The following is a 25,703-nucleotide window of genomic DNA, read 5'->3' as shown; positions in this document are numbered from 1 at the left end:
GAAGCGAGATAAAATCGGCGCCCTGTCTTCCACTACCGTTTCAAGGACAAGACCATGATTCTGGACCGCGTACCGGCCGGCAAGGACGTGCCGAACGACTTCAACGTCATCATCGAAATCCCCGCCAACAGCGCCCCGATCAAGTACGAGCTGGACAAGGACACCGGCGCCATGTTCGTCGATCGCTTCATGGGCACGGCGATGTTCTACCCCTGCAACTACGGTTATGTGCCGCAGACCCTGTCCGAAGATGGCGATCCGGTCGACGTGCTGGTGGTGACGCCCTTCCCGCTGAGCCTCGGTGTGGTGGTCCGCTGCCGCGCGCTGGGCATGCTGAAGATGGAAGACGAGGCCGGCATCGACGCCAAGCTGATCGCCGTGCCGGTACCGAAGCTCTGCCCGATGTATCAGGACATCCAGAGCACCGACGACCTGCCCAAGCTGCTGCTGCAGCAGATCGAACACTTCTTCACCCACTACAAGGACCTGGAAAAAGGTAAGTGGGTCAAGATCCAGGGCTGGGCTGGCATCGAAGACGCCAAGCAGGAACTGGTATCGGGCGTGGAACGCTACGGCAAGGAATAAGCGGCTTCGGCAGCTTGCGAAAAAACCCGCGAAAGCGGGTTTTTCTCTATGGAGCATCCGCGCCGTTTCCACCGCAGCGGCCGCCCTTGGCCTCCCAGGCCACCATTTGCCTTGGAGAGGCCGGAAACCACGGTACGTTACGCCGCTGTGCGGCTAGCGCATTTCCAGCCAATTCGGCGTCAGCGTGTCCGGACCTCAAAGCGCAGGCGTACAGTACTTCACCAGGCTTAGCGGCGATGCCGGTTCAAATGGAAATGCGCTGACGCACCCTACGATTTGGCAGTCTTGGACAGGATTGCTAAATCGGCGTCCGCCCCGCGGAAACAGTCCGGATGCCCACCGAGCGCCGGCCTCTACCCCGCCCGCTTCCCTTCCTGACTGGCAATCCACTGCCGAATCTTGCTTTCCAGCACCGCCATCGGCAGCTCGCCCGACAGCAGCACCTGGTCGTGGAACTGGCGCACATCGAAGCGTTTGCCGAGCCGGCGTTCGGCCTCGTTGCGCAGTTCGCGGATCTTCATCTGACCGATCTTGTAGGCCAGCGCCTGGCCCGGGTCGGCCATATAGCGCTCGACTTCGCGCACGATGTCCTCATCCGACATGCTCGAATTGTCGCGCATATAGGCAATCGCCCGTTCGCGGCTCCAGCCGTAGGCGTGCAGGCCGGTGTCGACCACCAGCCGCATCGCCCGCAGCATGGCGTCGGACAGATGGCCGTAGTACTGATAGGGGTCCTGGAATAGTCCCAGTTCCGGCCCCAGCGTCTCGGCATACAGCGCCCAGCCTTCGCCGTAGGCGACATAGCCGTTGTAGCGCTGGTATTTGGATAGCCGGCTCTGCGCCCGCAATACGCTGTTCTGGAAATGGTGGCCCGGGGCAGCCTCGTGCAGCGACAGGGTTTCCATACCGAATTTGGGCTGGGCGCTCAGCTCGATGGTATTGACGAAGAACACGCCAGGCCGGCTGCCGTCGGGCGAGCCGGGCTCGTAGGAGGCGCCGGCGGCCGAGGCGGCACGGAAGGCTTCGACTTCGCGGATCACATAATCCTGCTTGGGCAGCGTGGCAAACAGTTGCGGCAGCCGGGCATTGATGCGGGCCTTGAGTGCCTGATAGCCAGCGATCACCTCGTCGCCCCGGCGGTAGTAGTAGCGCGGGTCGGTCTTGAGATGGTCGAAGAACTGGTGCAGATCGCCCTGGAAGCCCACCCGCTGCCGAACCTTCTCCATCTCGGCCCGCAGCCGTGCCACTTCATCAAGGCCAAGCCGGTGGATCTGCGCCGGCGACAGGTCGGTGGTGGTATTGAGCCGCACCAGATGGCTGTACCAGGCCGCACCACCGGGCAGTCCGCCCAGGCCCGCATCGCGGCGGGCATAAGGCAGATAGTCGTCGCGCACCATTGCATGGAGCCGCCGGTAAGCCGGCAGGATCACCGTCGCGATCTTCTGCCGATAGGCTTCGGCCAGCCGCTGCCGGTCGGTCGCCGAGAAGTTGGCGGGAAAACGCGAGATCGGCCCCCAGAACACGCTCTGCTCGGGCGGGCCGTCGCCCAGTTCCTGCAATTGCGGCAGCATTCGCTCGACCAGCACCCGCGGCAATACGATGCCCCGACGCCGGCCTTCCTTGAGTCGCTCGATGGCCTGATCGACCCAGGCGGAAAAACCGTCGGCCTTGCGCAGGAAACGCTGGTAGTGCTCGACCGTCTGAAACGGCTGGGTACTCTCGCCCGAGCCCAGCTGGGCGAAATCATTGGCCGGACTTTCGTATTGATTGAGCGGCAATAGATGCCAGGGAAAGGCCAGCCCGGCCACCTCCATCTCGCGGTCGCGCCGGAAGACCTCGTAGGCCAGCCGGTCTTCGCCTTGCAGCGACTTGGCATCGATGGCCTCGACCGCCGCCAGATAACGCCGCTCCAGGGTCGCCCGCGCAGCCAGGTAGCTGTCGTCGAGGTCGGCGTCGAAGCGGTCGAGAAAGCGCCAGTCGTCGTAATAGATCGCCTGCCAGGGCGCGAGCTTCAGATCGTCTTCGAGATAGCTGTCCATCAGCACGCGCAGACGCAGGGCGGCGGCCGGGGTCAGGGAACGTTCGGCGCCAGCGACGGGCGGCGCCGAGCCGGGTGACAGGGCACAGGCGCCCAAGCCAAGACACAACAAAGCCATCGCCATCGGGCGCAACATACTGGTTCTCCCCTTCTCCGGCCGGCAGCTCGGCCACCGGTGAGTTTATTGTTTATTTATCTGATTTCCCGGCTTATTGTCTTGCAAAGATTTGGCATCTTTTTTTACATCAAGACCATCGACCTGCAAGATCGTGCCTACGGGCGCCACCGAGTCGCAATCACCGTAGCAGACATCGATCTCTTTGCGGCTTTTGACGAAACGGCCGTTCTTGATGGCCGGGGAGAAGCGGGCGCGGCGAAAGCTCTGGATTGCATAGGCCTCGAACACCCCGGGCGGCAGTGCGGACAGCACCGTCACTTCGTCAACTACCCCGTATTCATCGATCAGCACTTCGAGCATCACCCGGCCGCTGGCATTGGGCTGGGGCAGATCGCCCGGGAATTCCACCTCGATCTCACCGCGCGGCATGGCACGCACATCGACATCGGCCGCGCCGTAATAGGTGGGATCGGCGCTGGGCGCCAGATCGGCCAGCCATTGCGGCAGCGAGGGCTTGATCTCGATCGTGGCGTCAGCACCTTCCTGCTCGCCCGGCCGGGCCTCGGCACCGACCGGTTCAGGCGGCGGCGGTGCCGCCTCGCTGGCGGCCGCCACCTTGTCGATCCCACTGCCGGTCAATATCGGCGTCGCCGCCGCGGTGGTGCGCGGCGAAGGTAGCTGCAAACGCACCGACAGGCCCGGCGTGACGGCCGCCGGCGCCAGCGGCTTGACCGGCCAGGCCAGGATCAGGCCGTGCAGCAGCACCGATCCGGCCAGAGTCAGACCGAAACGCCAGCGTGGGTCCACCATCACCCCCTGCGGGATTAAGGCTTCTTGGCTACCAGTTGCCGTTCGAATTCCTCCATCGGAATCGCGCCCGACACAATATCGCCGCTCTCGAACACCATGGCCGGCGTACCGGTGATGCCCAGTTGCTCGGCCAGCACCTGGATCTTTTCCAGCGGTGCAGTGCAGTTGGGCGCCGGGGCGGCCGTGGGCAGCTTGTTGTTGATCATGAAGTCGGTCCAGGCCTTCTGCGGCTCAGGCTGGCACCAGATCAGATTGGACTTGCGCGGAGCATCCGGGTGGAGCGAGGTCAGCGGGAACAGGAAGGTGTAGACCGTGACGTTGTCGAGCTTGTTGATCACATCCTGTTCAAGGCGCTTGCAGAACGGGCAGTCCGGGTCGGAGAACACCGCCACCTTGCGCGAACCGTTGCCGCGCACCAGCTTGAGCGCCTGGTCGAGCGGCAGCTTGGAGAAGTCGGTCCGCGACAGTTCGCGCACTCGCTCTTCGGTCATGCTGGTCTTGCGGGCCACATCGACCAGATCGCCGACCAGCATATAGTCGGCCTTGGCATCGGTGTAGACCACCTGGCGCGGGGCGAACACCACTTCATACAGGCCCTTGACCGGGGTCGGACGCACCGAGGAAACCGGGCGTTGCGGGAATTTCTTCTGCACCTCGGCCTTGACCGCTTCGACGCTGGCGGCGCCTTCCTTCTGCGGCTTGGCACCGGCAGCATTGGCCCCGCAGGCCAGCAGGGTAAGACCGGCCAGCAGCACGGCGCTTCGTTGGGCAAAGACTTTCATCGAATTCAGATCCTATGGGCAAAGGGTAGGGAAAAGCGGGAGCGGCGCACGTGGTCAGCGGAACGCCTGTTGCATCAGACCGCGCTTGAGCGGCCCCATGCCATCGACCAGACGCAGGCCGAGATTACGCAATACGGCTGCCGTGCCGGACGGATGGCCGAACAATCGTTGCAGGCCATGACAGACCGACTGCATGGCCCGGACATCTTCGGCCCGGCCACGCGCATAACGGGCCAGCAACAGCGGGTCACCGGGGTCGCCGTCGTGGCTGGCCAGCAGATCGGCCAGCTCGCGCGCGTCGCCGAAGCCGAGGTTGACCCCCTGGCCGGCCAGCGGATGCACCGTATGCGCCGCATCGCCCACCAGGGCCAGACGCGGGCCGATGGTCGCACTGGCCCGACCCAGCGCAAGCGGAAACGCCTGCGCCGGCGCCAGGGCGGTCAGCCCGCCGAGGACGCGGCAGCCGGCGTCGGCGACCGTTGACGACAGCATGGGCAGCGGCATGTCCAGCAGTGCCTTGGCATGAGCGTCGTCGGTGGACCAGACCATGGACAATCGGTTCCCCGGCAAGGGCAGCCAGGCCAGCACGCCGTCATGACGGAACCATTGCCGTGCCACGCTGCCGTGGTCGCGCTCGCATTGGAAGTTCGCCACCACGCCGTGCTGATGGTAGGAAAGACGCTCGAATTCGATGCCGGCCTCGCGGCGCAGCCAGGAATTGGCGCCGTCGGCCGCGACCAGCAGCCGGGCGCTCAGCGAACTGCCGTCGTCGAGTTCCAGCGTGGCGGCGTCGGGTTCGATCCACACTGCCGTCGGCGTGACGCCGGTCAGCCGCTCGATCCGTTCGTCGAAACGGCGCCACAGCGACCAGAGCAGGCAGCGGTTCTCCACGATCACGGCCAGTTCGTCGGCCGCCATTTCCAGCGCATCGAAGCGGATGCGCCCGCCCCGGTCGCCGCGCACATCCATCGCCAGCACCGGTGCCCGGCGCGAACCGGGAATATGGAAACCGTCGAAGCGGGCGAGAAAGGCGCGGCTGCCGGGCGAGATGGCATAGACCCGGGCATCCCAGGAATCGTCGGCCGGCGGGGCCGTCACGGTCTGCCGTTCGATCAGACAGACACGGCGACGGCCGTCGGCCAGGGCCAGCGCAAGGCTGGCACCGACCAGGCCGCCACCGACGATGGCGATGTCGTAGCGCGTGGAGGACATGATGGTCAAGGGCTCCCAAACACCATGCGCTCGGCAAACAGCCGACGCAGGGGGGGCAGGTTGTCAAGCGCGATAAAGCCGGCCGCACGCGCATGGCGCAGCGCCGGACGGTCAATGCCGAACAGGCGGATCAGGCCGTCGGTGAATCCTACGGTGGCCCCACTGTCGAGCCGGCGCAGCTCGGCATAGCGCGCCAGCATGGCCGGCTCGCCCAGCTGTTCGCGCGACGAGGCGCGGACCAGCCGCGCCAGCGTCAGCGCATCGCGAAAACCGAGGTTGAAACCCTGGCCCGCCACCGGATGCAGCGTCTGCGCCGCATTGCCGACCACCGCCACCCGGCGGCCATAGGGTCGGCGTGCCCAGCGCAACCGCAGCGGAAACGCCTGCCGCGGCCCCACCGTCAGCAGTCGGCCGGCACGGTCGCCCAGCCGTTCCTGCAAGGCGGCCAGAAACGCCGCGTCGTCGAGCGTGGCGACCGCCAGCGGATCGTGGCGCGGTCGCGTCCACACCACGGCAAAGCGTCCGCGCGCCGTGCCGGCCCGATCGGGCAGCAAGGGCAGCAGCGCAATCGGGCCATCGCTGGCAAACCGTTCGAACGCCATGCCATCGTGGTCGCGGTCGCAATGGATTTCCGCCACCAGCGCGGTCTGCGCATAGTCGCGCTCGATCCGCTCCAGCCCGGCGGCCTCGAACAGTCGGCCACCTTCGGCCAATACCACCAGACGGGCGGTGATCAGGCTGGTCTCGCCGGCCCGCTCGACCGTGGCCACCGCATAGCCATCGAGCGTGCGCAGCCCGGTGACGCTGGTGCCAGGCAGATAGTGCGGCACGACCGTCTGGAGTCGACGGTGAATGGCACCGGCCAATGCCGCATAGGGCATCACATGGCCCAGGGCATCGAGCTTCAGGTCGTGTCGATCGAGCAGCACCCGGCCGAACGCGCCTTGTTGCGATACATGGACCCGCCGGATCGGCGAGGCGGCCGCAGCGGGCCAGGCGCCCATTTCGGCCAGCCGCTGGGCGGCCGCCTCGGCCACGGCCAGCGCGCGGGCATCACCCACCGGCTCGGCCCGCGCCTCGATCACGGCCACCGAGCGGCCGCTGTCCTGCAAGGCCAGCGCCAGGGCACCACCGACCGGACCGCCGCCGACAATCAGCAGATCGACATGGGCAGGAATGGCCGTCATGGTCACGCCCGGTCGGCCATCAGCGCTTCGATTTCGGCCACGGTCTTCGGCACCCCGGCCGACAGATTGTCGAAACCGTCCTCGGTCAGCAGCAGATCGTCCTCGATCCGCACGCCGATCCCGACGAAATGCTCGGGCACATTGGCCGCCGGCCGGAAATACAGCCCCGGCTCGACCGTCAGCACCATGCCGGGCAGCAAGGGACGCGACACGCCATCGACCTCGTATTCGCCGGTGTCGTGCACGTCCATGCCAAGCCAGTGGCCGGTGCCGTGCATATAGAACTGTTTGTAGGCCAACTGCTCGATCAGGCCGTCCACCTCGCCCTGCAACAGGCCGAGGTCGACCAGACCGGCCGTCAGGGTGCGCACGGCGGCCGTATGGTAATCGCCGCGCGGGCGACCCGGCCGCACCGCGTCGAAGGCCGAATGCATGGCCGCCAGCACCAGCTCGTACACATCCTTCTGCGGACCGCTGAAGCGGCCGTTGATCGGGAAGGTGCGGGTGATATCGGCCGCATAGCCATGAAGCTCGCAACCGGCGTCGATCAGCAGCAGGTCGCCGTCTTCCATGCGGCGGTCGTTCTGGTGGTAATGCAGGCAGGTGGCATTGGCGCCGCTGGCCACGATGGCACCATAGGCCGGATAGCGGCTGCCACGGCGGTAGAACTCATGGAGCAGCTCGGCCTCGATTTCGTATTCGAACATGCCAGGCCGGGCGGCCCGCATGGCGCGGATATGGGCATCGGCCGAAATCCGTCCCGCTTCGCGCATCAGGTCGGCTTCATGGGCGTCCTTGATCAGTCGCATCTCGCCGATGGTGGCGCGGATATCGACCAGCCCGAGCGGCGCGGCATGGTAAGAGCCCCGGCCACGGCGGCGGGCGCGGTTGATCAGCTCGATCAGACGGGCATCCCAGCGCTCGTCGTCGCCGACCGGGCAATACAGCGTCGGCTGGTGGGCCAGCAGTTCGACCATGCGCTGGTCGAATTCCTCGATCGGATAGGCTTCATCAAAACCGAATTCACCGCGGGCGGCGGCCGGGCCGTAGCGGAAACCTTCCCAGATTTCCATGGTTTCGTTCTTGGGCAGGCAGAACAGGATGGTGCGCGGCTGTGCCCCCAGCACCATCACCAGCACCGCTTCGGGCTCGGGAAAGCCGGTCAGGTAGTGGAAATCGCTGTCGAAGCGAAAGGTGAAATCGTTGTCGTTATTGCGGCGTTGCACCCGCGCGGTCGGCAGGACGACCAGACCGGCGGACAGGCGCGCGTTGAGCGCAGCGCGACGGGCCTGGTGGCGTTCGGTAGCAATCATCATCGGTTCGGTGTTCCTGGCAACGGCGGCGCCGGGCGGCCCCGCCAGCGGAGGATTATAGCCTGCCGGCCTAACTCGGCGAGTCGAAGCGGAAACACTGATGAATGCGCCGGTTGCGGAAATCCTCGGGCACCGACTGCGCGCTGATGTCGCGGCCTTGCGCCGCCAGCGCCGGATCGAGGCTGAAGCCGCGCAGATTGGTCGAGAAATACAGCGTGCCACCGGACGACAGCAGCGCCAGACAGTCGTCGACCAGCCGGCGGTGGTCGCGCTGCACATCGAGCACGCCCTGCATCTTGGCCGAATTGGAAAAGCTGGGTGGGTCCATCACGATCAGGTCGAAACGTTCGCGCCGGGCGCGCGCTTCGTCGAGATAGCGGAACACATCGGCCCGCACGCGCTGATGGCGGCTGGGGTCAAGGCCATTGAGGGCGAAATTGCGCCCGGCCCAGTCGAGATAGGTATTGGACAGATCGACCGTCACCGACTCGGGCGCGCCGCCCGTGGCGGCATAGACGGTAAAGCTGCCGGTATAGGAAAACAGGTTGAGAAAGCGCCGCCCGGCCGCCTCGTTGCCGACCCGATGGCGGGTATTGCGATGGTCGAGGAACAGGCCGGTATCGAGATAGGCGTCGAGATTGACCCAGAAGCGGCGACCGTGCTCGACCACCACGAAGTCCTGCCCCTCGGCCCCGGTTTTCTCATATTGAGCAAGGCCCTTCTGGCGCCGCCGCATCTTGAAGGCGACGGCCGCGGGAGGCATTCCGAGCACCTCGGCCACCGCCTCGCGGGCGGCTTCCACCCAGGCGGCATGTTCTTCATCGCTTTGCTGCCAACCGGTGTCGTACTCGGCGATATGGGCGCGCTCGCCATAGCGGTCGATGGCCAGCGGAAACTGCGGCAGATCGCGGTCATACAGCCGGTAGCATTCGAGCCCCTGCCGCTTGGCCCATTTGGCGTAATGGCGGGCCGATTTGGCCAGCCGGTTCTTCAGATCGGAGAAATTGCTCATCAGGCGTGCAGCCAGCCTCAGCTTTTAAGGCTTAATTCGATAAAGCGGCGATGGACCGGCGGCGGCACGTATTTCTTCAGCACCGGCTCCCAGCCATCGGGACCGACCAGGCCCTTGACCATGGTCGAGCTGACCTCGGCGATCGAGCGCGGCGGCATCAGAAATACCGTGGCGATCTCGGGCACCAGATCGGAATTGACATAGCGCATCGCCCGCTCGTACTCGTAGTCGCTGGCGGTGCGGATGCCACGCAGAATGTAGTTGGCCCCGACCGACTTGGCGTAATTGACCAGGAACTGGTTCTCGAAGGTGGCGACCTTGAGCTGGGGCAGGTGCTGGGTACACTCGCGCAGCATATTCTCACGCTCGGTCACGGTGAACGTGCAGCGCTTGTCCGGATTGACGCCGATAGCGACGATCATCTCGTCGAACAGCTCGTAGCCACGTTCGATCATCCACAGATGACCATTGGTGACAGGGTCGAAACTGCCGGCGTATACGGCGCGCTTCATGGGCGGTCCTCCTTGGGTTCGAGTCGGCGCCATTCTAGCAGCCTCACCCGGCAGCACCGCCAGCCTCCCGGCGATGCTGGGCGGTTTTACCAAGAAAATATTTATTTTCCATCAAGAGCCGCACCATGTATTGCATGCTGTTGTCTTGAATTTTTCTATCGAGTGGATTCAGCGGCGGCGCAGCACCACACTGCCGACCGAATAACCGGCGCCGAACGAGGAAATCACCCCCAGCTCGCCCGCGGCCATATCGTCGCGGTGCAGATGGAAGGCGATGATCGAGCCGGCCGACGAGGTATTGGCGTAGCGGTCGAGAATCACCGGGGCTTCTTCGAGCGTCGGTTCGCGATCGAGCAATCGCTTGCCGATCAGCAGATTCATCGCCAGATTGGCCTGATGGAGCCAGTAGCGGCGCACGGCCGTCGGCGCCAGATCAAGGCTCGCCAGATGGGCGGCGATATGCTCGGCCACCATCGGGCAGACTTCCTTGAATACCTTGCGGCCTTCCTGCATGAACAGCTTGTCGCGCAGGTCGCCCCAGCGGTCTTCGCAGCGATTGAGAAAGCCCGCGTTGTTGCGGATATTGTTCGAGAACAGCGTGGCGAGCCGGGTGCCGAGAATTTCAAAGCCCGGGGTGACGGCCAGGTCGGCCCGTTCGATCACCGCTGCGGTGGCGACGTCGCCGAAGATGAAGTGGCAATCGCGGTCGCGCCATTCGAGATGGGCCGAGCAGATTTCCGGATTGACCATCAGTACCGCACGCGCCTGGCCGGTGCGCACCGCATTGGCGGCCGTTTCGATGCCGAAGGTGGCCGAGGAGCAGGCCACGTTCATATCGAAGGCCCAGCCCTGAATGCCCAGCGCCTGCTGGATTTCAATCGCCATCGCCGGATAGGCGCGCTGCATATTGGAAGCCGCGCAGATCACCCCATCGATATCGGCCGCGCTGCGGCCGGCGCGCTCAAGCGCTTCGCGGGCGGCGGCCACGGCGATCTCGGCCATGATCGACAGCTCGTCATTGCTGCGGGCCGGCAGCCGTGGCGCCATCCGTTCCGGGTCGAGCACGCCTTCGCGGTCGAGCACATAGCGCTGCTTGATCCCCGAGGCTTTCTCGATGAATTCGACCGATGATTCCTGCTTGGCCTCCAGCGTGCCTGCCGCGATGGCGGCGGCGTTGGCGGCGTTCCAACGCTGGACATAGGTATTGAAGCTCGCCACCAGCTCCTCGTTGGAGATGACATGCGGCGGCGTATAGAGGCCGGTGCCGGTGATCACGGCGGTCTGGTTCATATGCTAACCCTCTGAGGAGCTTGGATTTTTCCGCCCCGGAGCGGGGCGACGGGAGGACGCGGTCAAAAGTCGCAGGATTCTAGCGCAGCCGCGTCCGCCAAGAAAGCGCTCGCTCGACGGCAAGCCCGAGGCACGCCGGCTATGCTGGTCGATAAGGAGCTGTGCCATGAAATCCTTCCTGCTAGCGCTGGCCTTGCTGTCGCCGGCTTATGGCGAAACCCTGATCGCGACCACCGAAAACTATCCGCCGTTCAATATGAGCCTCGATGGCGGCCAGACCATTATCGGCATCTCGACCGAGCTGCTGCGCGAGCTGTCCCGCCGCACCCGGATCGAATTCGATATCGGCCTCTACCCCTGGTCGCGCGCCTACCGAATGGCGATCACCCGCGATGAGACCTGTGTCTACTCCACCACCCGCACGCCTGAGCGGGAAAGCAATTTCAAATGGGTCGGCCCTTTGGTCAGCAATGACTGGGTGCTGTATACCCGCGCCGACAACAAGGTGACGCTCAACCGTATCGAGGACGCCCGCCCCTATCTGCTCGGGGCTTATCAGGACGATGCCGTCTCCAACTATCTGCACGACTACGGCTACCGGGTCGAGGACGCCATCGCCGACAACCTGAACGCCCGCAAGCTGGCGCTGGGCCGGATCGACTTCTGGGCCACCGGCCGTCTGCTCGGTGCCTATCTGGCCCAGCAGGAGAACCTTGGTCCGTTCCGGCTGGCCTTGAGCTTTCACCAGACCGAAATGTATCTGGCCTGCAACCCGGGCGTCGGCGACGAGGTGGTGGAACGGCTCAACCAGGCCCTGGCCGAGATGCGCCAGGACGGCAGTGTCGAGCGTATCCACAGCAAATACCTGGAGCGGCCGCTGCGCTAGCGCATGTCCCGCCGATTCGGCGTCAGCGTGTCCGACGCATCCAACCCAACACCGACCGGGACTTTCCGCTTCTTATTGGGCGTGGAAGAGGCGTCCAGGCAGCCGAGGATTCGGGCCGACTGTTGAGCGGCCCGTCCTGTTGAAGTCAGTTTTCTGGACGAGACGCTGGAGAGGCCAGCCCGCGCAACGGCCAGATACCTCGTTTATGACAGCCTTCCCGGTATTCTCCCTAAGCCTTTCCCGGTAACTCACCTAGCTAACTTTCGCCTTGGCAGGATTTACAGTGGGCAATCGTCATGGGTGGCAGTCTGCCTGGTGCATCACCGGGTGGTCGGTCTGGTGCGGCGGCCGATCGCCGGGTTCTTGTCCAAGGCGCGATTAATGGACTCCGTGAGGCAATTCAGCATTGGGCGGCATTACTTCTGGTATGCCTGCTTCCTCACCCTGGCAACGCTGGGTCTGCTGGCAGTGGCGCTGGCCGATTATCGGCAGCTGCAGCAAAGCGAAGCCACCGTCCAGCACCTGCGGCCGCATCTGCGTACCGTGGCCGACCTGCGCTATCACGCCTCGCAGTTGCAGCAGTTCATCGTCACAGGTGGCAGCACCCAGGACAGTTTTTCGCTGCCGGCGGCTGAACGCCACTATCAGGCCGCCCGACAGAAACTCGACGCGCTGCGCACGGCGTTGCCCGAAGACAGTAAGACCCTCGAAGAACTGATCCAGGGACTCGACTGGGCCCATGCCGGCGGGCTCGACATCATCGCCGCCCGTCTCAGCGGCACCTCCAGCGAAGCCAAGCGACGGGGCCAAGCGCTGCCCCACAGCTTCACCCTCCAGATCGAACGGCTGATCAGCCGTACCGAGCAATTCCATCTCACGCTGCAAAACCGCTATCAGCAACAGACCGAACAGATCGACGCTTCGCTGCAAAACCTGGGGCGCGAAGGGCTAGTGCTGGTGCTGACCTTGCTGCTGTCGACCCTGGCTTTCCTGGCCTGGAGCCGCTATCGCCTGCACCAGCTGCTCGGGGCCGAACCGGTGTTGATCGGCCAGTTGCTGCACCGGGTGCCGGCGCCGACCGACAGCGGTGCCCCGCAAGCGGGCTTGCCCGCGCTGGCCGAAGCCATCGACCGGCTGCTGGCCCGGCAGACGCAGACCGAGGCCGCACTGGCTGACAGCGAGATGCGGCTGGCGCAACTGCTCGATCAGTTGCCGGGCGGTGTCCATCAATTGCTGCCGAGTCCGCCCTACCCGTTTGCTTTTGTGTCGGCAGGGCTGAGCCGGCTGACCGGCTGGTCGGCCCAAGACTTCCGTACCAATCACGACTTCCCCGACGCCGCCGTGGCACGGATGCGTCAGGAGCAGATCGCCCGGGCGGTCCAGTCCCGCAGCGGCTATGAGATCGAATACCAGATCGAGCGGCGCGACGGCCGGGTCTGTCGCGTGCTGGAGCGCGGTCAGCCACGTTATCTGCCTGACGGGACGCTCGACGCCATCGACGGCCTGATCCTCGACTACACCGAGGTCAAGCTGGCCAACGAGCAGGCGGAGCGGGTACGACGCCAGTTGCTCGATACCATCGAATCGCTCGATGTCGGGGTGCTGATCTACCAGCGTGACCAACGGCTGCTGATGTGCAATCTGGCTTTTCAGCGCTTCCATCCGGGGCTGCGGCCATTTTTGCAGCCGGGGCAGCGCATGGACCAGATCCTGCGCCGCTATTACCGCAGCGCCGACACCGCCCAGCAATGCGGTTTCGCCAGTGAAGAGGACTTTATCAAGCACTGGCTGTCGGACACGCACGGCGAGGAAGCCTCCCGGCCGGTACAGGTCTTCGGCCGCTGGATCAGTCAGCGCCATAGCTCGGCCGACGACGGCACCCAGGTGCTGCTCCATAGCGATGTCACCGAGCAGACGCTGCTTGAGCAGACCCTGGCCCAGTTCCGGGAAACCACCGAACAGGCCCATCGGGCCAAGCATGCTCTGCTGGTCAATCTCAGCCATGAACTCCGCACCACCACCGATGCGCTGCTCGGCACCATCACGTTGACGCTGCAAGCCCGGCTCGACGACGAGCCGCGCGAGAATCTGGCAATCGCCCATACCTGCGGCACGGCACTGCGCAATCTGATCGACGATATGCTCGACCTGGCCAAGATCGAAACGGGCCAGCTTGAGCTGCAACAAGTGCCGTTCTCGCTGGGCAGCTTGCTGCACGACACGCTCGCTCCGCTGCGACAGCACGTCTCAGCCAGAAGATTGGCGCTCGACTGCGCGCTGGCGCCCGATCTGCCCGACCAGCTCACGGGCGACCCACAGCGCTTGCAGCAGATCATCAGCCATCTGCTTGAGCAGGCGCTCCGTGTCACCTTGCACGGCGAAATCGGCCTGGAGGTCGAAGTGTTGGCGCAAACGCCAGCTGGGCCGCGTCTGGTTCTGACGGTATTCGATAACGGCCCGGTCATTCCACCGCACCAATTGGCGGGCTTTTTCGACCCGTTCAGCCAGATCAACCGACCCCACGCCCATCAAGACAGCCACAGCGGGCTGAGCCTCGCCCTCAGCCAGCGGCTGGCCCGGCTGATGGGCGGCGATATCAGCCTGCACAGCCAGGCGGGATGGGGAAACCGTTTCCGCGTCGAGCTGCCCCTGCAGGTCGCGGCGCTACAGAGCGAGCCGATGCCCGATTCGCCGGCCAAGCTGGCAGGCTGGCGGGTGCTGATCGTCGACGATCACCGCTTCAATCGACAGACGCTGGCGGCACTGCTGAGCCGCTGGGGAATGGTGGTCCGGGTCGCCGGCAATGCCGAGGTGGCACGCCGGCTCTGCCAGGAAGAGGACTACGAGATAGTGCTGCTCGATGAATATCTGCCCGATGGCACCGACCTGCCGCAACAGGCCCGCCTCGCCCAACCGCATGCCGTGCGGCTGTTGCTGGGCAATCCGGGCGAGGCGGCGCAGCAGTTGGGCGCGGCGGCCTGTCAGCCCAAGCCGATCCGCCCTTGTGCGCTGCTCAATACCCTGCTGCACTGCCTCGATGCCGGATCGGCCAGCGACGAACCGCTGAGCCGGCCCGCTCCGGCTGAGTCACGGCTGGCCGAAATCAGCCGGCTGGTCAGCGACACCCAGCCGGCCAATGACGATCCACCGCATACCCTGACCAGCTTCGACGAAGACCTGTCGCGCTTTCAGACGCCGACTGACCCGTTCCCGCATGGCGAAGTCAACTGTCTCGACAATCCATAAGCAAGGCAATGGGGCTTGCGCCTGTCAGGACGATATTTCAGCAAGAAGGAAAAAATTCAGGAAAAACATCTTCAAGAGAAAGTGCCATATAGGTTTGAAAATAAACAAATCTATCCAGCACCCTCTAGCTGATGCCCCAGCCGGACCCAAGTATGCGCCGAATCCAACCGACCAGGCGCATTGCACGTCCTCTGACGCTTGCTGACGCTCGGCCGGGGTTGTGGACGAGCCGGCAGCGGGGCTGGCGCATCCGTTCGGGTCCGGTCCGACCCGGACACTAATCAAGAATGTCCTGACGACTGCACGGCCTTGACGCGATAAGCGATATATCGAGAGCTTGCCGGCCCGCACAGGGGAAGCCAGGACAGGTCGCGCCACCTGGTCCCAGGCCGTGGACAGACCGTGCCGCTCACACCACCGGACTTCTGTATTGTGGCGTCAGTTCAAGATAGCGTTGCAGCTCTTCGCCCAGCCCTGTGGTTTCCAACAGCAGCGAGCGCAGCAGCGCATCGGACAGCACTTCACCGGCACGGCAGATTCGCTCCACATCGCGCGCCACGGCACTGCCTCGGCTGGCGTGGAAGATGCTGAACGCAGTGCGCAGCCGGTGTGCGGCTTCACAGATCAGATCCTCGTCGGAGATCAGCATGGCCAGATGGCGGTCAAGGTCGCTCAGATAGGATTGGGCCAACTCGCACAGGCTGCGACGGTCGCCCTGTAGATCAGCCAGCATTTTGTCAGGATCGAAAAACCGGTAAGGGGCGGACGAACTGGCAGACATGGGTAACTCACTCTCACAAAGAAGGGGAACGGTCTGTCCCGCTACCGACTTAGCCTACGTTCGAACCTTACAGCTGCCCACCCGGAGGATTCCTGGGCTCACCCCTAGGATGATTGCGAGGGCATGCCTCTATTATCCGAGTCGGAAAAGGCAGCATAGAGGCGGATCGGATCGACAGGCTTCGGCAACACCTCATCGAAACCGGCCGCCAGCAGGTCAAGCTGGTCACTGTCCTGGTCGATCATGGTCATGGCCAGCACATGGGGGCAGTGCGTCAGTTGCGGCAGCAACTCGGTGCCGTAGCCATCGGGCAGATGACGATCGACCAGGACGCCATCAAAAGCGGGCACACTGCACAGCACGCTGCGTGCCTGTGCCAGGGTATCGGCACAGATCACCTCAGCCCCCCAGCCGCGCAGCCAGCGGGTCAGGATCAACTGGTTCACCCGGGCATCCTCGACCAGCAAAATGCGCCGACCGACCAGGGGAGTCAAAGGAACGTTTTGAGTAGGCATGGCAGAAACGGGAAGCACGATAGCGGGTTGGATTGCTTCATCCTATGCTGACCCTAGCTTCTTTGTCCCGTTCCCCCTATGTCACCCTCTGGATCACCCCAGCCATCCGTTTCCATCGTGATCGCCGATGATCATTCGCTGGTACGGGTCGGCATTCTGACGCTGGTCGGTCAGCTGGGGCGCTTCGAGGTCGTGGGCGAGGCGGTCGATGGGAATGCGGCATTGGCGATGATCCTGGCCCGGCAACCGGACATCGCCCTGATGGACATCAATATGCCCGGCCTCTCCGGCATCGAAGTGGCGGAGAGGCTGCGCAGCGCAGGCAGCCAGACCCGCCTGATCATTCTGTCGGGCAATGAAGAGCGCGATACGGTACTGGCTGCGCTCAAGGCCGGCACCCAGGGCTATCTGGTCAAGGATCTGCTGCTGGCCGAGCTGGAAATCGCCCTCGATGCCGTCTACCGCGGCAACCACTATTTGAGCCCACGCGTCGCCGGCCATGTGATCGCCTCGGCCGCCCACTCCCCTCCCCCGCAAAGCCCCGCAAGGTCCTCCCTGCTGCTGACCCCACGCCAACTCGATGTCCTGCAAGCCGTCGTCCGTGGACTCAGCACCAAACAGATCGCCCGTGAATTGCAGATCAGCCCGAAAACCGTCGAATTCCACCGCGCCCAGCTCAGCGAACGACTCGGCGTGCACGATGTGGCCAGTCTGATCAAGCAGGCGACGCGACTGGGGCTGTTGAGCCTCGATTGAGGAATTCCCGCGTTGGTGGGATGGCTTGGGATGGAAGGAGCGGTGGAGCGGGACCAAAGAGGAAGCCCATCAATAAAATAAATATTCGTGCAAAATATTTGCAACACTGTCTCTTGTTAATATAAAAAACATAAAATTATAGGACTCCATCCACCCCCAACCAATCCGACTGGCCAATCAGCAGATACGACAAGGGAGGCCACCCAGGCGGGCCTCCCTGTCCTTTTACGGCGAGCGACCCACCGGTTGCGGCCGGTGGGTCGCGGCTCAATCCAACAACCGCCCCTGCGCCGCCAGCAGCCGCGCCGGCGGCGCGAAGCGCTCGCCGTGGCGTTGTCTCAGCGCCTGTGCCCGCTCGCGCGCGGCCTCAAGCCCATATTGCTCGAGGAAACGCAGCGAGCCGCCGGTCCAGGCCGGGAAGCCCAGACCAAAGATCGAGCCGATATTGGCGTCGTGCGCATGGCGCAGCACACCGTCCTCGACCGCCCGCAGTGTTTCCAGGGCCTGGATAAACAGGAAACGGTCCACCAGTTCCTCCACCGGCACGATGCCCTGACCGCCGAAGGCCGCAAGCCCCGGCCACAGCCGTTTTTCCCCGTCGGCGGGATAGTCGTAGAAACCGGCACCGGCGGCCCGGCCGGCGCGGCCGAACTCGTCGAGCATCCGCTTGATCACCGACTCGGCCCGATGGCGCGGATAAGGCCGTCCTTCGGCTGCGAAATCGGCCTCGGTCTGGCGGGCGATATGGCGGCATAGCGTCAGGCTGACCTCATCGACCACTGCCAGCGGCCCGACCGGCATCCCGGCCATCTGGGCCGCGCGCTCGATCAGTGCCGGGGCCACGCCTTCGGCCAGCATCGCCATGCCTTCGTTGACATAGGCTTCGAACACCCGGCTGGTAAAGAAACCGCGTCCGTCGTTGACCACGATGGGCAGCTTGCCGAGCTGGCGCACGAAATCGTAGGCCCGCGCCACTGTCGCATCGTCGGTGGCCTCGCCCCGGATGATCTCGACCAGTTGCATCCGATCGACCGGCGAGAAGAAATGCAGACCGATAAAGCGCTGCGGCCGCTCGCTGGCGCGGGCCAGACCACTGATCGGCAGCGTCGAGGTATTGCTTGCCAGCATTGCCTCGGCATCGAGCACCGCCTCGGCTTCGTGCGTCACCTGGGCCTTGAGTTGGCGATCTTCGAATACCGCCTCGATCACCAACTCGCAACCGGCCAGATCGGCCGCCGAGTCGGTCGGCTGGATACGCGCCAGCACGGCATCCCGCTCAACCGCGTCGATCCGGCCGCGCGCCAGCCGCTTGTCGAGCAGACGGGCGCTGTGGGCGCGGCCGCGTTCGGCCCGTTCCAGATCGATGTCCTTGAGCACCACCTCGATACCACGGCTGGCGGCCGCGTAGGCGATCCCGGCCCCCATCATGCCGGCGCCGAGGATGCCGATGCGGCTGAAGCGGGTCCGTGGTACGGCATCGGGGCGGCTCGCGCCCGACAACACGGCATTCCGGTCGAACCACAAGGCGCCGATCATGTTCTTGGCGACCTGGCCGGTGGCCAGTGAGGTGAACCAGCGGCTTTCGATCCGGCTGGCGGTATCGAAATCGACCTGCGCTCCTTCGACCATCGCTGCCAGAATCGCCTCGGGCGCTGGATAACGGCCATGGGTGCGGCCACGCAGCATCGCCGGGGCTGCCATCAGCGCCTGGGCCACTTGGGGACTCGACGGCGCCCCACCGGGCAGACGCCAGCCTTCGCGATCCCACGGCTGGCGCGATTCGGGATGGGCCTCGATCAGCGAGCGTGCCGCCGCGGCCAATTGCGCCGGATCGGCCACCAACTGGTCGATCAACCCCGCTTCGAGCGCATGACGCGGGTCGAAACGCCGGCCCTCGACCAGATAGTCGAAGGCAGCTTGCAGACCGAGCCGGCGCACCGTGCGGGTCACGCCACCGGCACCCGGCATCAGGCCGAGCGTCACTTCAGGCATGCCGAGTTCGATGGCCGCATCGTCCACACAAACGCGGTAATGACAGGCCAGCGCCAGCTCCCAGCCGCCGCCCAGCGCCGAACCGCCCAGTGCGGCCACCACCGGCACGCCCAGGGTTTCCAGCCGCCGCAGCGAGCGCTTGAGCGCTTCGACTTCGCGAAAGAAACCTTCGGCATCGGCCGGTTTTACCGCGATCAGCAGCTCCAGATCGCCCCCGGCGAAAAAACTGCGCTTGGCCGAGGCCAGGATCACCCCGCGCGGCGGCTCGGCCGTCAGCCGCTCGACGGCGGCGGCAAGGTCGGCCTGGCAGGCGCTGTCCAGGGTATTGACGCGCCGGCCCGGCGCATCGAAGGTCAAAGTGACGACGCCGTCGGCGTCGCGTTGGAAATCAATGCTAGAGGTCATCTCAAACGCTCCCGTTCACAGCCGTTCGACCACGGTGGCGATACCCATGCCGCCGCCGATGCACAAGGTGACCAGGCCATAGCGGCCGCCGCGCCGTTCGAGTTCGTCGACCACGGTGCCCAGCAGCATGGCGCCGGTGGCCCCGAGCGGATGGCCCAGTGCGATGGCGCCGCCGTTGACGTTGATCCGCTCCATGCCGACTTCCATTTCGCGGGCAAAACGCATCACCACGGCGGCAAACGCTTCGTTGACCTCGAACAGATCGATATCGGACGCCTTGAGCCCTGCACGGGCCAACGCCTTGCGGGTGGCGGGCGCCGGACCGGTCAACATGATGGTCGGATCAGTTCCGGCCAGCGCCATCGACACGATGCGGGCGCGCGGCGCGAGGCCCAGTTGCTGCCCGGCAGCCTCGGAGCCGATCAGCACCAGTGCCGCTCCATCGACGATGCCCGACGCATTGCCGGCATGGTGGACATGCTCGATCCGCTCGAGCCACGGATAGCGCGCCAGCGCCACCGCATCGAAGCCCAGCGCACCCATCTGGGCAAAACTGGGCCTCAGCTTGGCCAGCCCCTCCACCGTGGTGTTGGGCTTGATGAATTCGTCCTCGGCCAGGATCAGCACCCCATTCCGGTCCCGCACCGGCACCACCGACCGCAAGAAACGCCCCTCGGCGCGTGCCGCCGTCGCGCGCTGCTGGCTGGTCACGGCGTAGGCATCGACCGCCGCCCGATCGAAGCCTTCCAGCGTGGCAATCAGGTCGGCCCCGATCCCCTGCGGCGCGAAACCCAGCGCCAGACTGGTTTCCGGGTCGGTCGCCATGGCCCAGCCATCCGAGCCCATCGGTACGCGCGACATCGATTCGATGCCGCCTGCCACCACCAGGTCTTCCCAGCCCGAACGCACCTTCTGCGCCGCCAGATTGACCGCTTCAAGGCCCGAGCCGCAGAAGCGGTTGACCTGCACCCCGGCAGCGTTCCAGTCCCAGCTGGCGGCGAGCGCGGCGGTCTTGGCAATATCGCCGCCCTGGTCGCCCACCGGGGTGACACAGCCCAGCACCACATCATCCACCTGCGCCGTATCAAGCCCGGTACGCGCCTGCAACGCAGCCATCAGGCCGGTCAGCAGCGTCACCGGCTTGACCTCATGCAGACTGCCATCGGCCTTCCCCTTGCCACGCGGCGTGCGCACGGCGTCGTAGATATAAGCCTCGGTCATCGTCGTCTCCTTGTCCGCCGTTCCGATTGGTTTGGATTCGAGCGAGCGCTCGATAAAAACCCGCCGAGCATAGCGCCGTCACCGCCACTACACCATGGCCGCCCCGCTTGGCACGGCGGCGGCGCAACAGCACCACGTCGCCGCGACCGCGCTATTGAGTAACAACCATAGGCAATCGGCGCCGAACCGGCTCAGGCGAAAGGCCCACCGCCGAGGCCCCAGGCGGTTCGTCAGGACAAAACAGCGGGGTAGACAAGAGGGGTGGGATGCGTCAGCCGAAACGCCCTTAAGCTGCCTCCGCCGCCACCAAGAGAAAGGAAAGCGCGAGCACGCCGGCCCACTTTCAGACAGACGCCGCCACGCTGGGCATCGCACTTGCCGAACCAGGCACAGCGTGGTCGGCAGGCAGATCGCAGCTTGTAACAACCGTTACCATTCCGAAATAGTTTATGACAATCGGAATGCTAAACTCGTTGTGCTTTCCTCATATTCTGAGCCGCGACCTACCGGTCGGCGGTTTCATTCCATTTACAGGGTTTATTTCGTATGGCCAGTCGCCTTGCTGTTTGGCTGGGAGGTGGCGCGCTCGCCGCCGTTGTCGCCTACGCCGCCTTGAAACCCGCCCAGCAGCCCGCCGAAGGGCCGGGAGGACGTGGCGAGCGGCCCCAGCTCGTCACCACCGTGATCAGCCGCAGCGAAGATGTGCCGCTGCGCATCACCGCCCAAGGCAATGTGGTCGCCCTACAGCAGGTCGAACTGCGGCCGCAGATCGCCAGTACGGTACGGCAGATCCATGTGCGCGAAGGGCTCGATGTCAAAGCCGGCCAGACCCTGTTCACGCTCGACAGCCGGGCCGAGGCTGCCCGTACCAGCCAATCGGCCGCCCAACTGGCGCGTGACCGCGCCCAACTGGCCGACGCCGAACGCAATCTGGCCCGTACCCGCGAATTGCACCGACAGGCCTTTGTCTCGCAAAGCGCCGTCGACAGCGCCGCCGCCACGGTGGACAGCCTGCGCGCCAGCGTGGCCGCCAGCAATGCCGCCTTGCAGGGCAGCCAGGTCGAACTGGGCTACCAGACCATCAAAGCCCCGTTTGCCGGCCGGATCGGCGCCATCGATGTCCATCGGGGCAGCCTGGTGCAACCGGGCATGGCAGAGCCACTGGTCAGACTGACCCAGCTCGACCCGATCGGCGTCGCCTTCACCCTGCCCGAGCGCGAGCTGCGCCGGCTGCTGACCGCACAGGCGGCCGGGCCGGTCAAGGCCGAGGTCGAACTCGACGACGGCCAGAAGCTCAGCGGGCAGGTCAACTTTATCGATAACGCCATCGATGCCAGCGGCACCATCCGGGTCAAGGCTGAATTCGCCAACAAGGAACGCCGGCTGTGGCCGGGGCTGTTTGCCCGGGTCACGGTAGACCTCGGCATGGAACGTGGCGTGGTGGTGCTGCCTACGGGCGCCTTGCAGACCGGTCCCGAAGGCCAGTTCGTCTATCTGGTCGATGCGGCCCAGCAGGTCAGCGCCCGACCGGTGCGGCTGGTGCGCATCGTCAGCCGCGACGACCGCCAGTTCGCCGTGGTCGATGGCCTCGAAGCCGGCCGCAAGGTGGTGGCCGAAGGGGGCCAGAATCTGCGTCCCGGTGCCAAGGTGAGCGAAGGCGGACCGCGTGGTGGGGGCGGTGGACGTGGCAATGGCCAGCGTAGTGACGCCCAGCGTGGTGACGCCCAGCGTGGTGACGTCTCCCGTCCCGCCTCTCAACCGGCCGCACCGACCAGCTGACCTCCGCCGCGCGGACGGCCCGGCCGTCCGCTTCGTTCTTCTTGCCGCGAAGCCCACGACCATGCATCTGTCCGAACTCTGTATCCGCCGCCCGGTGATGACGACCCTGCTGTCGATCGCCGTGGTGGTGCTGGGCCTGTTCGCCTACCGGCAGCTACCGATCGCCGCCCTGCCCTCGTTCGACACCCCGACCATCAATGTCTCGGCCAATCTGCCCGGTGCCAGCCCCGAGACCATGGCCGCCTCGGTGGCCACGCCGCTGGAGAAGCAGTTCGCCACCATCGCCGGGCTCAATCTGATCACCTCGACCTCGAGCCCGGGGCAGACCTCGATCACGCTCGAATTCGACGAAAGCCGCGATATCGACAAGGCCGCCGTCGATGTCCAGGCCGCACTGCTGCGCGCCCAGCGCAGCCTGCCCGACGATATGAGCAGCCCGCCGTTCTATCGCAAGGTCAATCCGGCCGACCAGCCCATCTTGCTGATCGGCATGACTTCGCCGGCGCTGCCGCTGTCGGCGCTCAACGATTTCGCCGAAAACCTGATTTCGCCCAATCTATCGACCATCAACGGCGTGGCCCAGGTCAATGTCTACGGTCAGAAGAAATATGCGGTGCGGGTGCAGATCGACCCCGACCGGCTGGCCGCGCGCAATCTGACCGTGGCCGAAGTTTCGGCCGCGCTGCGCGCTGCCAATGCCAATACCCCGGTCGGCCAGCTCGAAGGCCAGCGCCAGTTGCTGATCATTGAAGCCAACCGCCAGTTGCGCGACGCAGCCGAGTTCTCCCGGGTGGTGGTGGCGCAGCGTCCCGGCGGCGTGGTGCGACTGAGCGATGTGGCGCGGGTCGAGGACAGCGTGCAGTCGATTTCAAGCGGCGCCTGGATCAATGGTGAACGAGGCCTGGTGCTGGCCATCCAGCGGCAGCCCGACGCCAATACCGTGGCGGTGATCGACGCCATCCGCCAGGTGGTGCCCAAGCTGGTGTCGCAGATGCCGGCCTCGATCCGGCTTCAGCTCTATAGCGACCGCTCGGTCTCGATCCGGGAAGCCATCCACGACGTCAATATCAGCCTCGGCATCACGGTGGCGCTGGTGGTGATGGTGATCTTCTTGTTCCTGCGCAAGCTGTCGGCCACCTTGATCCCGACCGTCACCCTGCCCGTGTCGCTGGTGTCCACCTTCGCGCTGATGGCCTATTTCGGCCATTCGCTCAACAACGTCTCGCTGCTCGGCATCACGCTGGCCGTGGGGCTGGTGGTCGACGATGCCATCGTGGTGCTGGAAAACATCGTCCGCCATATCGAAAAAGGCATGAAGCCGTTTGAAGCGGCGATCCAGGGCGCACGCGAGGTGGGGTTTACCATCGTGTCGATCTCGCTGTCGCTGGTGGCGGTGTTTATCCCGATCTTCTATATGCCCGGGGTGATCGGCCGGCTGTTCCATGAATTCGCCGTGGTGGTGTCGCTGGCGATCCTGGTGTCGGCGCTGGCCTCGCTGACGCTGATTCCGATGCTGTGCGCGCTGTTTCTCAAACCGGGCAGCCATGAAGCCTCGGCCGGCCCGGTCAGCCGCGCCTTCGAGCGATTTTTCGACGGGCTGCTCGGGCTCTACCGCGACAGCCTCGATTGGGCCCTCCAGCACCGCCGCTTCGTCCTGGTGGTGGCGCTCTCGACCTTCGCGCTGACTGCCTGGTTCTCGATCCAGATCCCCAAGGGCTTCTTCCCCGAAGAGGACATCGGTGAAATCAGCGTCGGCACCGAAGCGGCACAGGATATTGCCAACCCGGCCATGCTGGCGCTGCAACGCCAGGTCGAAGCCAAGCTGCGGGCCAATCCGCATGTGGCCCAGGTGGTGTCGGTGGTGGGTGGCGGCATCAACAGCAATAATTCGGGCCGATTCTTCGTCACCCTGGTGCCCAAGGACAAGCGCCCGCCGATGAAGGCGGTGATCGAGCGCATGCGGCGCGATACGGCCCAGATCACCGGCGTGCGCACCTTCTTCAACCCGATCCAGAACCTGCGCCTGGGCGGCCGCAGCAGCAAGAGCCGCTACCAGTACGTGATGCAGAGCGTCAGGGCCGACGAACTCAACCGCTGGGCCGAAGCGCTGATGCGGGCGGTCCAGACCGAGCCGCTGCTGCGCGATGTGACCACCGATGCCCAGTTGCGCGGCCTGCAAGCCTCGCTGCGGATCGACCGTGACCGCGCCGCCGAACTCGGCATCGATATGCAGACGCTGCGCGACACGCTGTACGGTGCCTTCGGCGAGCGGCAGGTGGCCACCATCTACACCCCGACCGACGATTACGCCGTGCTGATGCGCTTCGACAATCCGTTCCGCAGCGACGAAACTGCCTTTGAACGGGTGCGCGTGCGCTCGACCTCGGGCCAGTTGGTGCCGCTGACCAGCTTTGCCACGGTCGAGCGGACCGTCGGCCCGACCTCGGTCAACCACCAGGGCCAGCTCCAGGCCGTGACACTGTCGTTCAACCTGGCCGACGGCGCTACGCTGGCGCAGGCCCTGCAAAGGATCGAAGCGGCCAAGCAGCGGCTCGGCATGCCCGCGACCGTGATCACCAGCCTGGGCGGCGACGCAGCGGTGTTCCAGCAAAGTCAGACCAGCCAGTTGGCCTTGCTGCTGCTGGCGGTGGCGGTCATCTATGTGCTGCTCGGGGTGCTGTACGAGAGCTTTATCCATCCGATCACCATCCTCGCCGGCATTCCCTCGGCCGCCGTCGGCGCGCTGATCACTTTGCGGCTGTTCGATATGGAACTGACGGTGATCGCCACCATCGGCATCCTGATGCTGATCGGTATCGTGAAGAAGAACGCCATCATGATGATCGACTTCGCCATCGAAGCCCGGCGCGATGGTGACAGCAATGCCCTGAGCGCCATCCGCAGCGCCTGCCTGCTGCGTTTTCGTCCGATCATCATGACCACCCTGGCGGCGATGATGGGCGCGGTGCCGATTGCCGCAGGCTGGGGCGCTGGCGCCGAACTGCGGCAGCCGCTGGGGCTGGCGGTCGTCGGCGGGCTGCTGTTCTCGCAATTGATCACCCTCTATATCACCCCGGTGCTCTATCTGTTCTTCGATAGCCTGGGTGAGCGGGTGCGACGCTGGCGTCAGTCCGAGCCCAGTGCGGCAAGCTGAGCGGCCGGTTCGGTTTAGGTATGCGTAAAACGCATTTTTCTTCCTCCAAATGGAAATTCAGATCTGGAAGACAGTTTTTAAAGGCATGACACCTACGCATACCTGTTTA

At 64.9% G+C, this 25,703-nt stretch carries 19 protein-coding genes; 6 read left to right on the top strand and 13 right to left on the bottom strand.

The annotated features are described in order from the left end of the window. Positions 1-54 precede the first annotated feature (54 nt). Positions 55-585 carry an inorganic diphosphatase gene (gene ppa, locus ACFOW7_RS17070; protein ID WP_378166548.1) on the top strand — a complete coding sequence of 177 codons (531 nt, stop codon included), beginning with the start codon at positions 55-57 and terminating at the stop codon, positions 583-585. Between the two features lie 353 nt (positions 586-938). Here ppa and ACFOW7_RS17065 read toward each other — a convergent pair whose 3' ends face one another. The 9 genes from ACFOW7_RS17065 to ACFOW7_RS17025 form a co-directional block, all read right to left on the bottom strand. Further along, positions 939-2,759, bottom strand: a complete 1,821-nt coding sequence (locus tag ACFOW7_RS17065) for a DUF885 domain-containing protein (protein ID WP_378166546.1) — start codon at positions 2,757-2,759, stop codon at positions 939-941. 45 nt (positions 2,760-2,804) lie between these two features. Continuing rightward, positions 2,805-3,551 (bottom strand): energy transducer TonB, encoded by a 747-nt coding sequence (locus tag ACFOW7_RS17060; protein WP_378166544.1) that lies wholly within the window; start codon positions 3,549-3,551, stop codon positions 2,805-2,807. 14 nt (positions 3,552-3,565) lie between these two features. Further along, positions 3,566-4,333: a DsbC family protein gene (locus ACFOW7_RS17055; RefSeq protein WP_378166542.1), complete on the bottom strand. Its 768-nt coding sequence runs from the start codon at positions 4,331-4,333 to the stop codon at positions 3,566-3,568. 54 nt (positions 4,334-4,387) lie between these two features. Continuing rightward, positions 4,388-5,545 (bottom strand): UbiH/UbiF family hydroxylase, encoded by a 1,158-nt coding sequence (locus ACFOW7_RS17050; RefSeq protein ID WP_378166540.1) that lies wholly within the window; start codon positions 5,543-5,545, stop codon positions 4,388-4,390. Positions 5,546-5,550: 5 nt separating this feature from the next. Next, positions 5,551-6,732: an FAD-dependent monooxygenase gene (locus tag ACFOW7_RS17045; protein WP_378166538.1), complete on the bottom strand. Its 1,182-nt coding sequence runs from the start codon at positions 6,730-6,732 to the stop codon at positions 5,551-5,553. 2 nt (positions 6,733-6,734) lie between these two features. Continuing rightward, entirely contained in the window at positions 6,735-8,048 is a 1,314-nt protein-coding gene (pepP, locus tag ACFOW7_RS17040) for a Xaa-Pro aminopeptidase (RefSeq protein ID WP_378166536.1), read from the bottom strand. Positions 8,049-8,115: 67 nt separating this feature from the next. Next, complete coding sequence (locus ACFOW7_RS17035) at positions 8,116-9,057, bottom strand: class I SAM-dependent methyltransferase (RefSeq protein WP_378166534.1); 942 nt, start codon at positions 9,055-9,057, stop codon at positions 8,116-8,118. A gap of 17 nt (positions 9,058-9,074) precedes the next feature. Next, positions 9,075-9,569 carry a pantetheine-phosphate adenylyltransferase gene (gene coaD / locus ACFOW7_RS17030; RefSeq protein ID WP_378166532.1) on the bottom strand — a complete coding sequence of 165 codons (495 nt, stop codon included), beginning with the start codon at positions 9,567-9,569 and terminating at the stop codon, positions 9,075-9,077. Positions 9,570-9,737: 168 nt separating this feature from the next. Further along, positions 9,738-10,859: a beta-ketoacyl-ACP synthase III gene (locus ACFOW7_RS17025; RefSeq protein WP_378166530.1), complete on the bottom strand. Its 1,122-nt coding sequence runs from the start codon at positions 10,857-10,859 to the stop codon at positions 9,738-9,740. A gap of 166 nt (positions 10,860-11,025) precedes the next feature. Here ACFOW7_RS17025 and ACFOW7_RS17020 point away from each other — a divergent pair, with 166 nt between their 5' ends. Both ACFOW7_RS17020 and ACFOW7_RS17015 read left to right on the top strand, forming a co-directional pair. Continuing rightward, the gene (locus ACFOW7_RS17020) at positions 11,026-11,745 is read left to right on the top strand and encodes a substrate-binding periplasmic protein (protein WP_378166528.1); all 720 of its coding nucleotides are present in this window, start codon (positions 11,026-11,028) and stop codon (positions 11,743-11,745) included. Positions 11,746-12,126: 381 nt separating this feature from the next. Further along, positions 12,127-14,991, top strand: coding sequence for a PAS domain-containing hybrid sensor histidine kinase/response regulator (locus ACFOW7_RS17015; RefSeq protein WP_378166526.1), 2,865 nt, complete (start codon positions 12,127-12,129; stop codon positions 14,989-14,991). A 409-nt stretch (positions 14,992-15,400) separates the two neighbouring features. Here ACFOW7_RS17015 and ACFOW7_RS17010 read toward each other — a convergent pair whose 3' ends face one another. Both ACFOW7_RS17010 and ACFOW7_RS17005 read right to left on the bottom strand, forming a co-directional pair. Continuing rightward, positions 15,401-15,724, bottom strand: a complete 324-nt coding sequence (locus ACFOW7_RS17010; RefSeq protein WP_378166524.1) for a hypothetical protein — start codon at positions 15,722-15,724, stop codon at positions 15,401-15,403. 152 nt (positions 15,725-15,876) lie between these two features. Beyond that, the gene (locus ACFOW7_RS17005) at positions 15,877-16,287 is read right to left on the bottom strand and encodes a response regulator (protein ID WP_378166522.1); all 411 of its coding nucleotides are present in this window, start codon (positions 16,285-16,287) and stop codon (positions 15,877-15,879) included. Positions 16,288-16,404: 117 nt separating this feature from the next. Between ACFOW7_RS17005 and ACFOW7_RS17000 the strand changes: the two genes are divergently transcribed. Beyond that, positions 16,405-17,043, top strand: a complete 639-nt coding sequence (locus ACFOW7_RS17000) for a response regulator (RefSeq protein WP_378166520.1) — start codon at positions 16,405-16,407, stop codon at positions 17,041-17,043. Positions 17,044-17,310: 267 nt separating this feature from the next. On the opposite strand, the gene ACFOW7_RS16995 is transcribed toward ACFOW7_RS17000, so the two are convergent. Together ACFOW7_RS16995 and ACFOW7_RS16990 are read right to left on the bottom strand one after the other, a co-directional pair. Then, a complete protein-coding gene (locus tag ACFOW7_RS16995; RefSeq protein ID WP_378166518.1) occupies positions 17,311-19,440 on the bottom strand; it encodes a 3-hydroxyacyl-CoA dehydrogenase NAD-binding domain-containing protein in 2,130 nt (709 codons plus the stop codon). Between the two features lie 15 nt (positions 19,441-19,455). Further along, positions 19,456-20,661, bottom strand: coding sequence for an acetyl-CoA C-acetyltransferase (locus ACFOW7_RS16990; RefSeq protein ID WP_378166516.1), 1,206 nt, complete (start codon positions 20,659-20,661; stop codon positions 19,456-19,458). 546 nt (positions 20,662-21,207) lie between these two features. On the opposite strand from ACFOW7_RS16990, the gene ACFOW7_RS16985 reads away from it, so the two are divergent. Together ACFOW7_RS16985 and ACFOW7_RS16980 are read left to right on the top strand one after the other, a co-directional pair. Next, complete coding sequence (locus ACFOW7_RS16985; protein WP_378166514.1) at positions 21,208-22,440, top strand: efflux RND transporter periplasmic adaptor subunit; 1,233 nt, start codon at positions 21,208-21,210, stop codon at positions 22,438-22,440. A gap of 61 nt (positions 22,441-22,501) precedes the next feature. After that, positions 22,502-25,594, top strand: coding sequence for an efflux RND transporter permease subunit (locus tag ACFOW7_RS16980; RefSeq protein ID WP_378166512.1), 3,093 nt, complete (start codon positions 22,502-22,504; stop codon positions 25,592-25,594). Positions 25,595-25,703 lie beyond the last annotated feature (109 nt).

Source organism: Chitinimonas lacunae, assembly GCF_042650885.1.
GTDB lineage: Bacteria > Pseudomonadota > Gammaproteobacteria > Burkholderiales > Chitinimonadaceae > Chitinimonas_A > Chitinimonas_A lacunae.
Note: the sequence above shows the minus strand (reverse complement) of the source record. Positions and strands in the feature narration are given on the sequence as shown.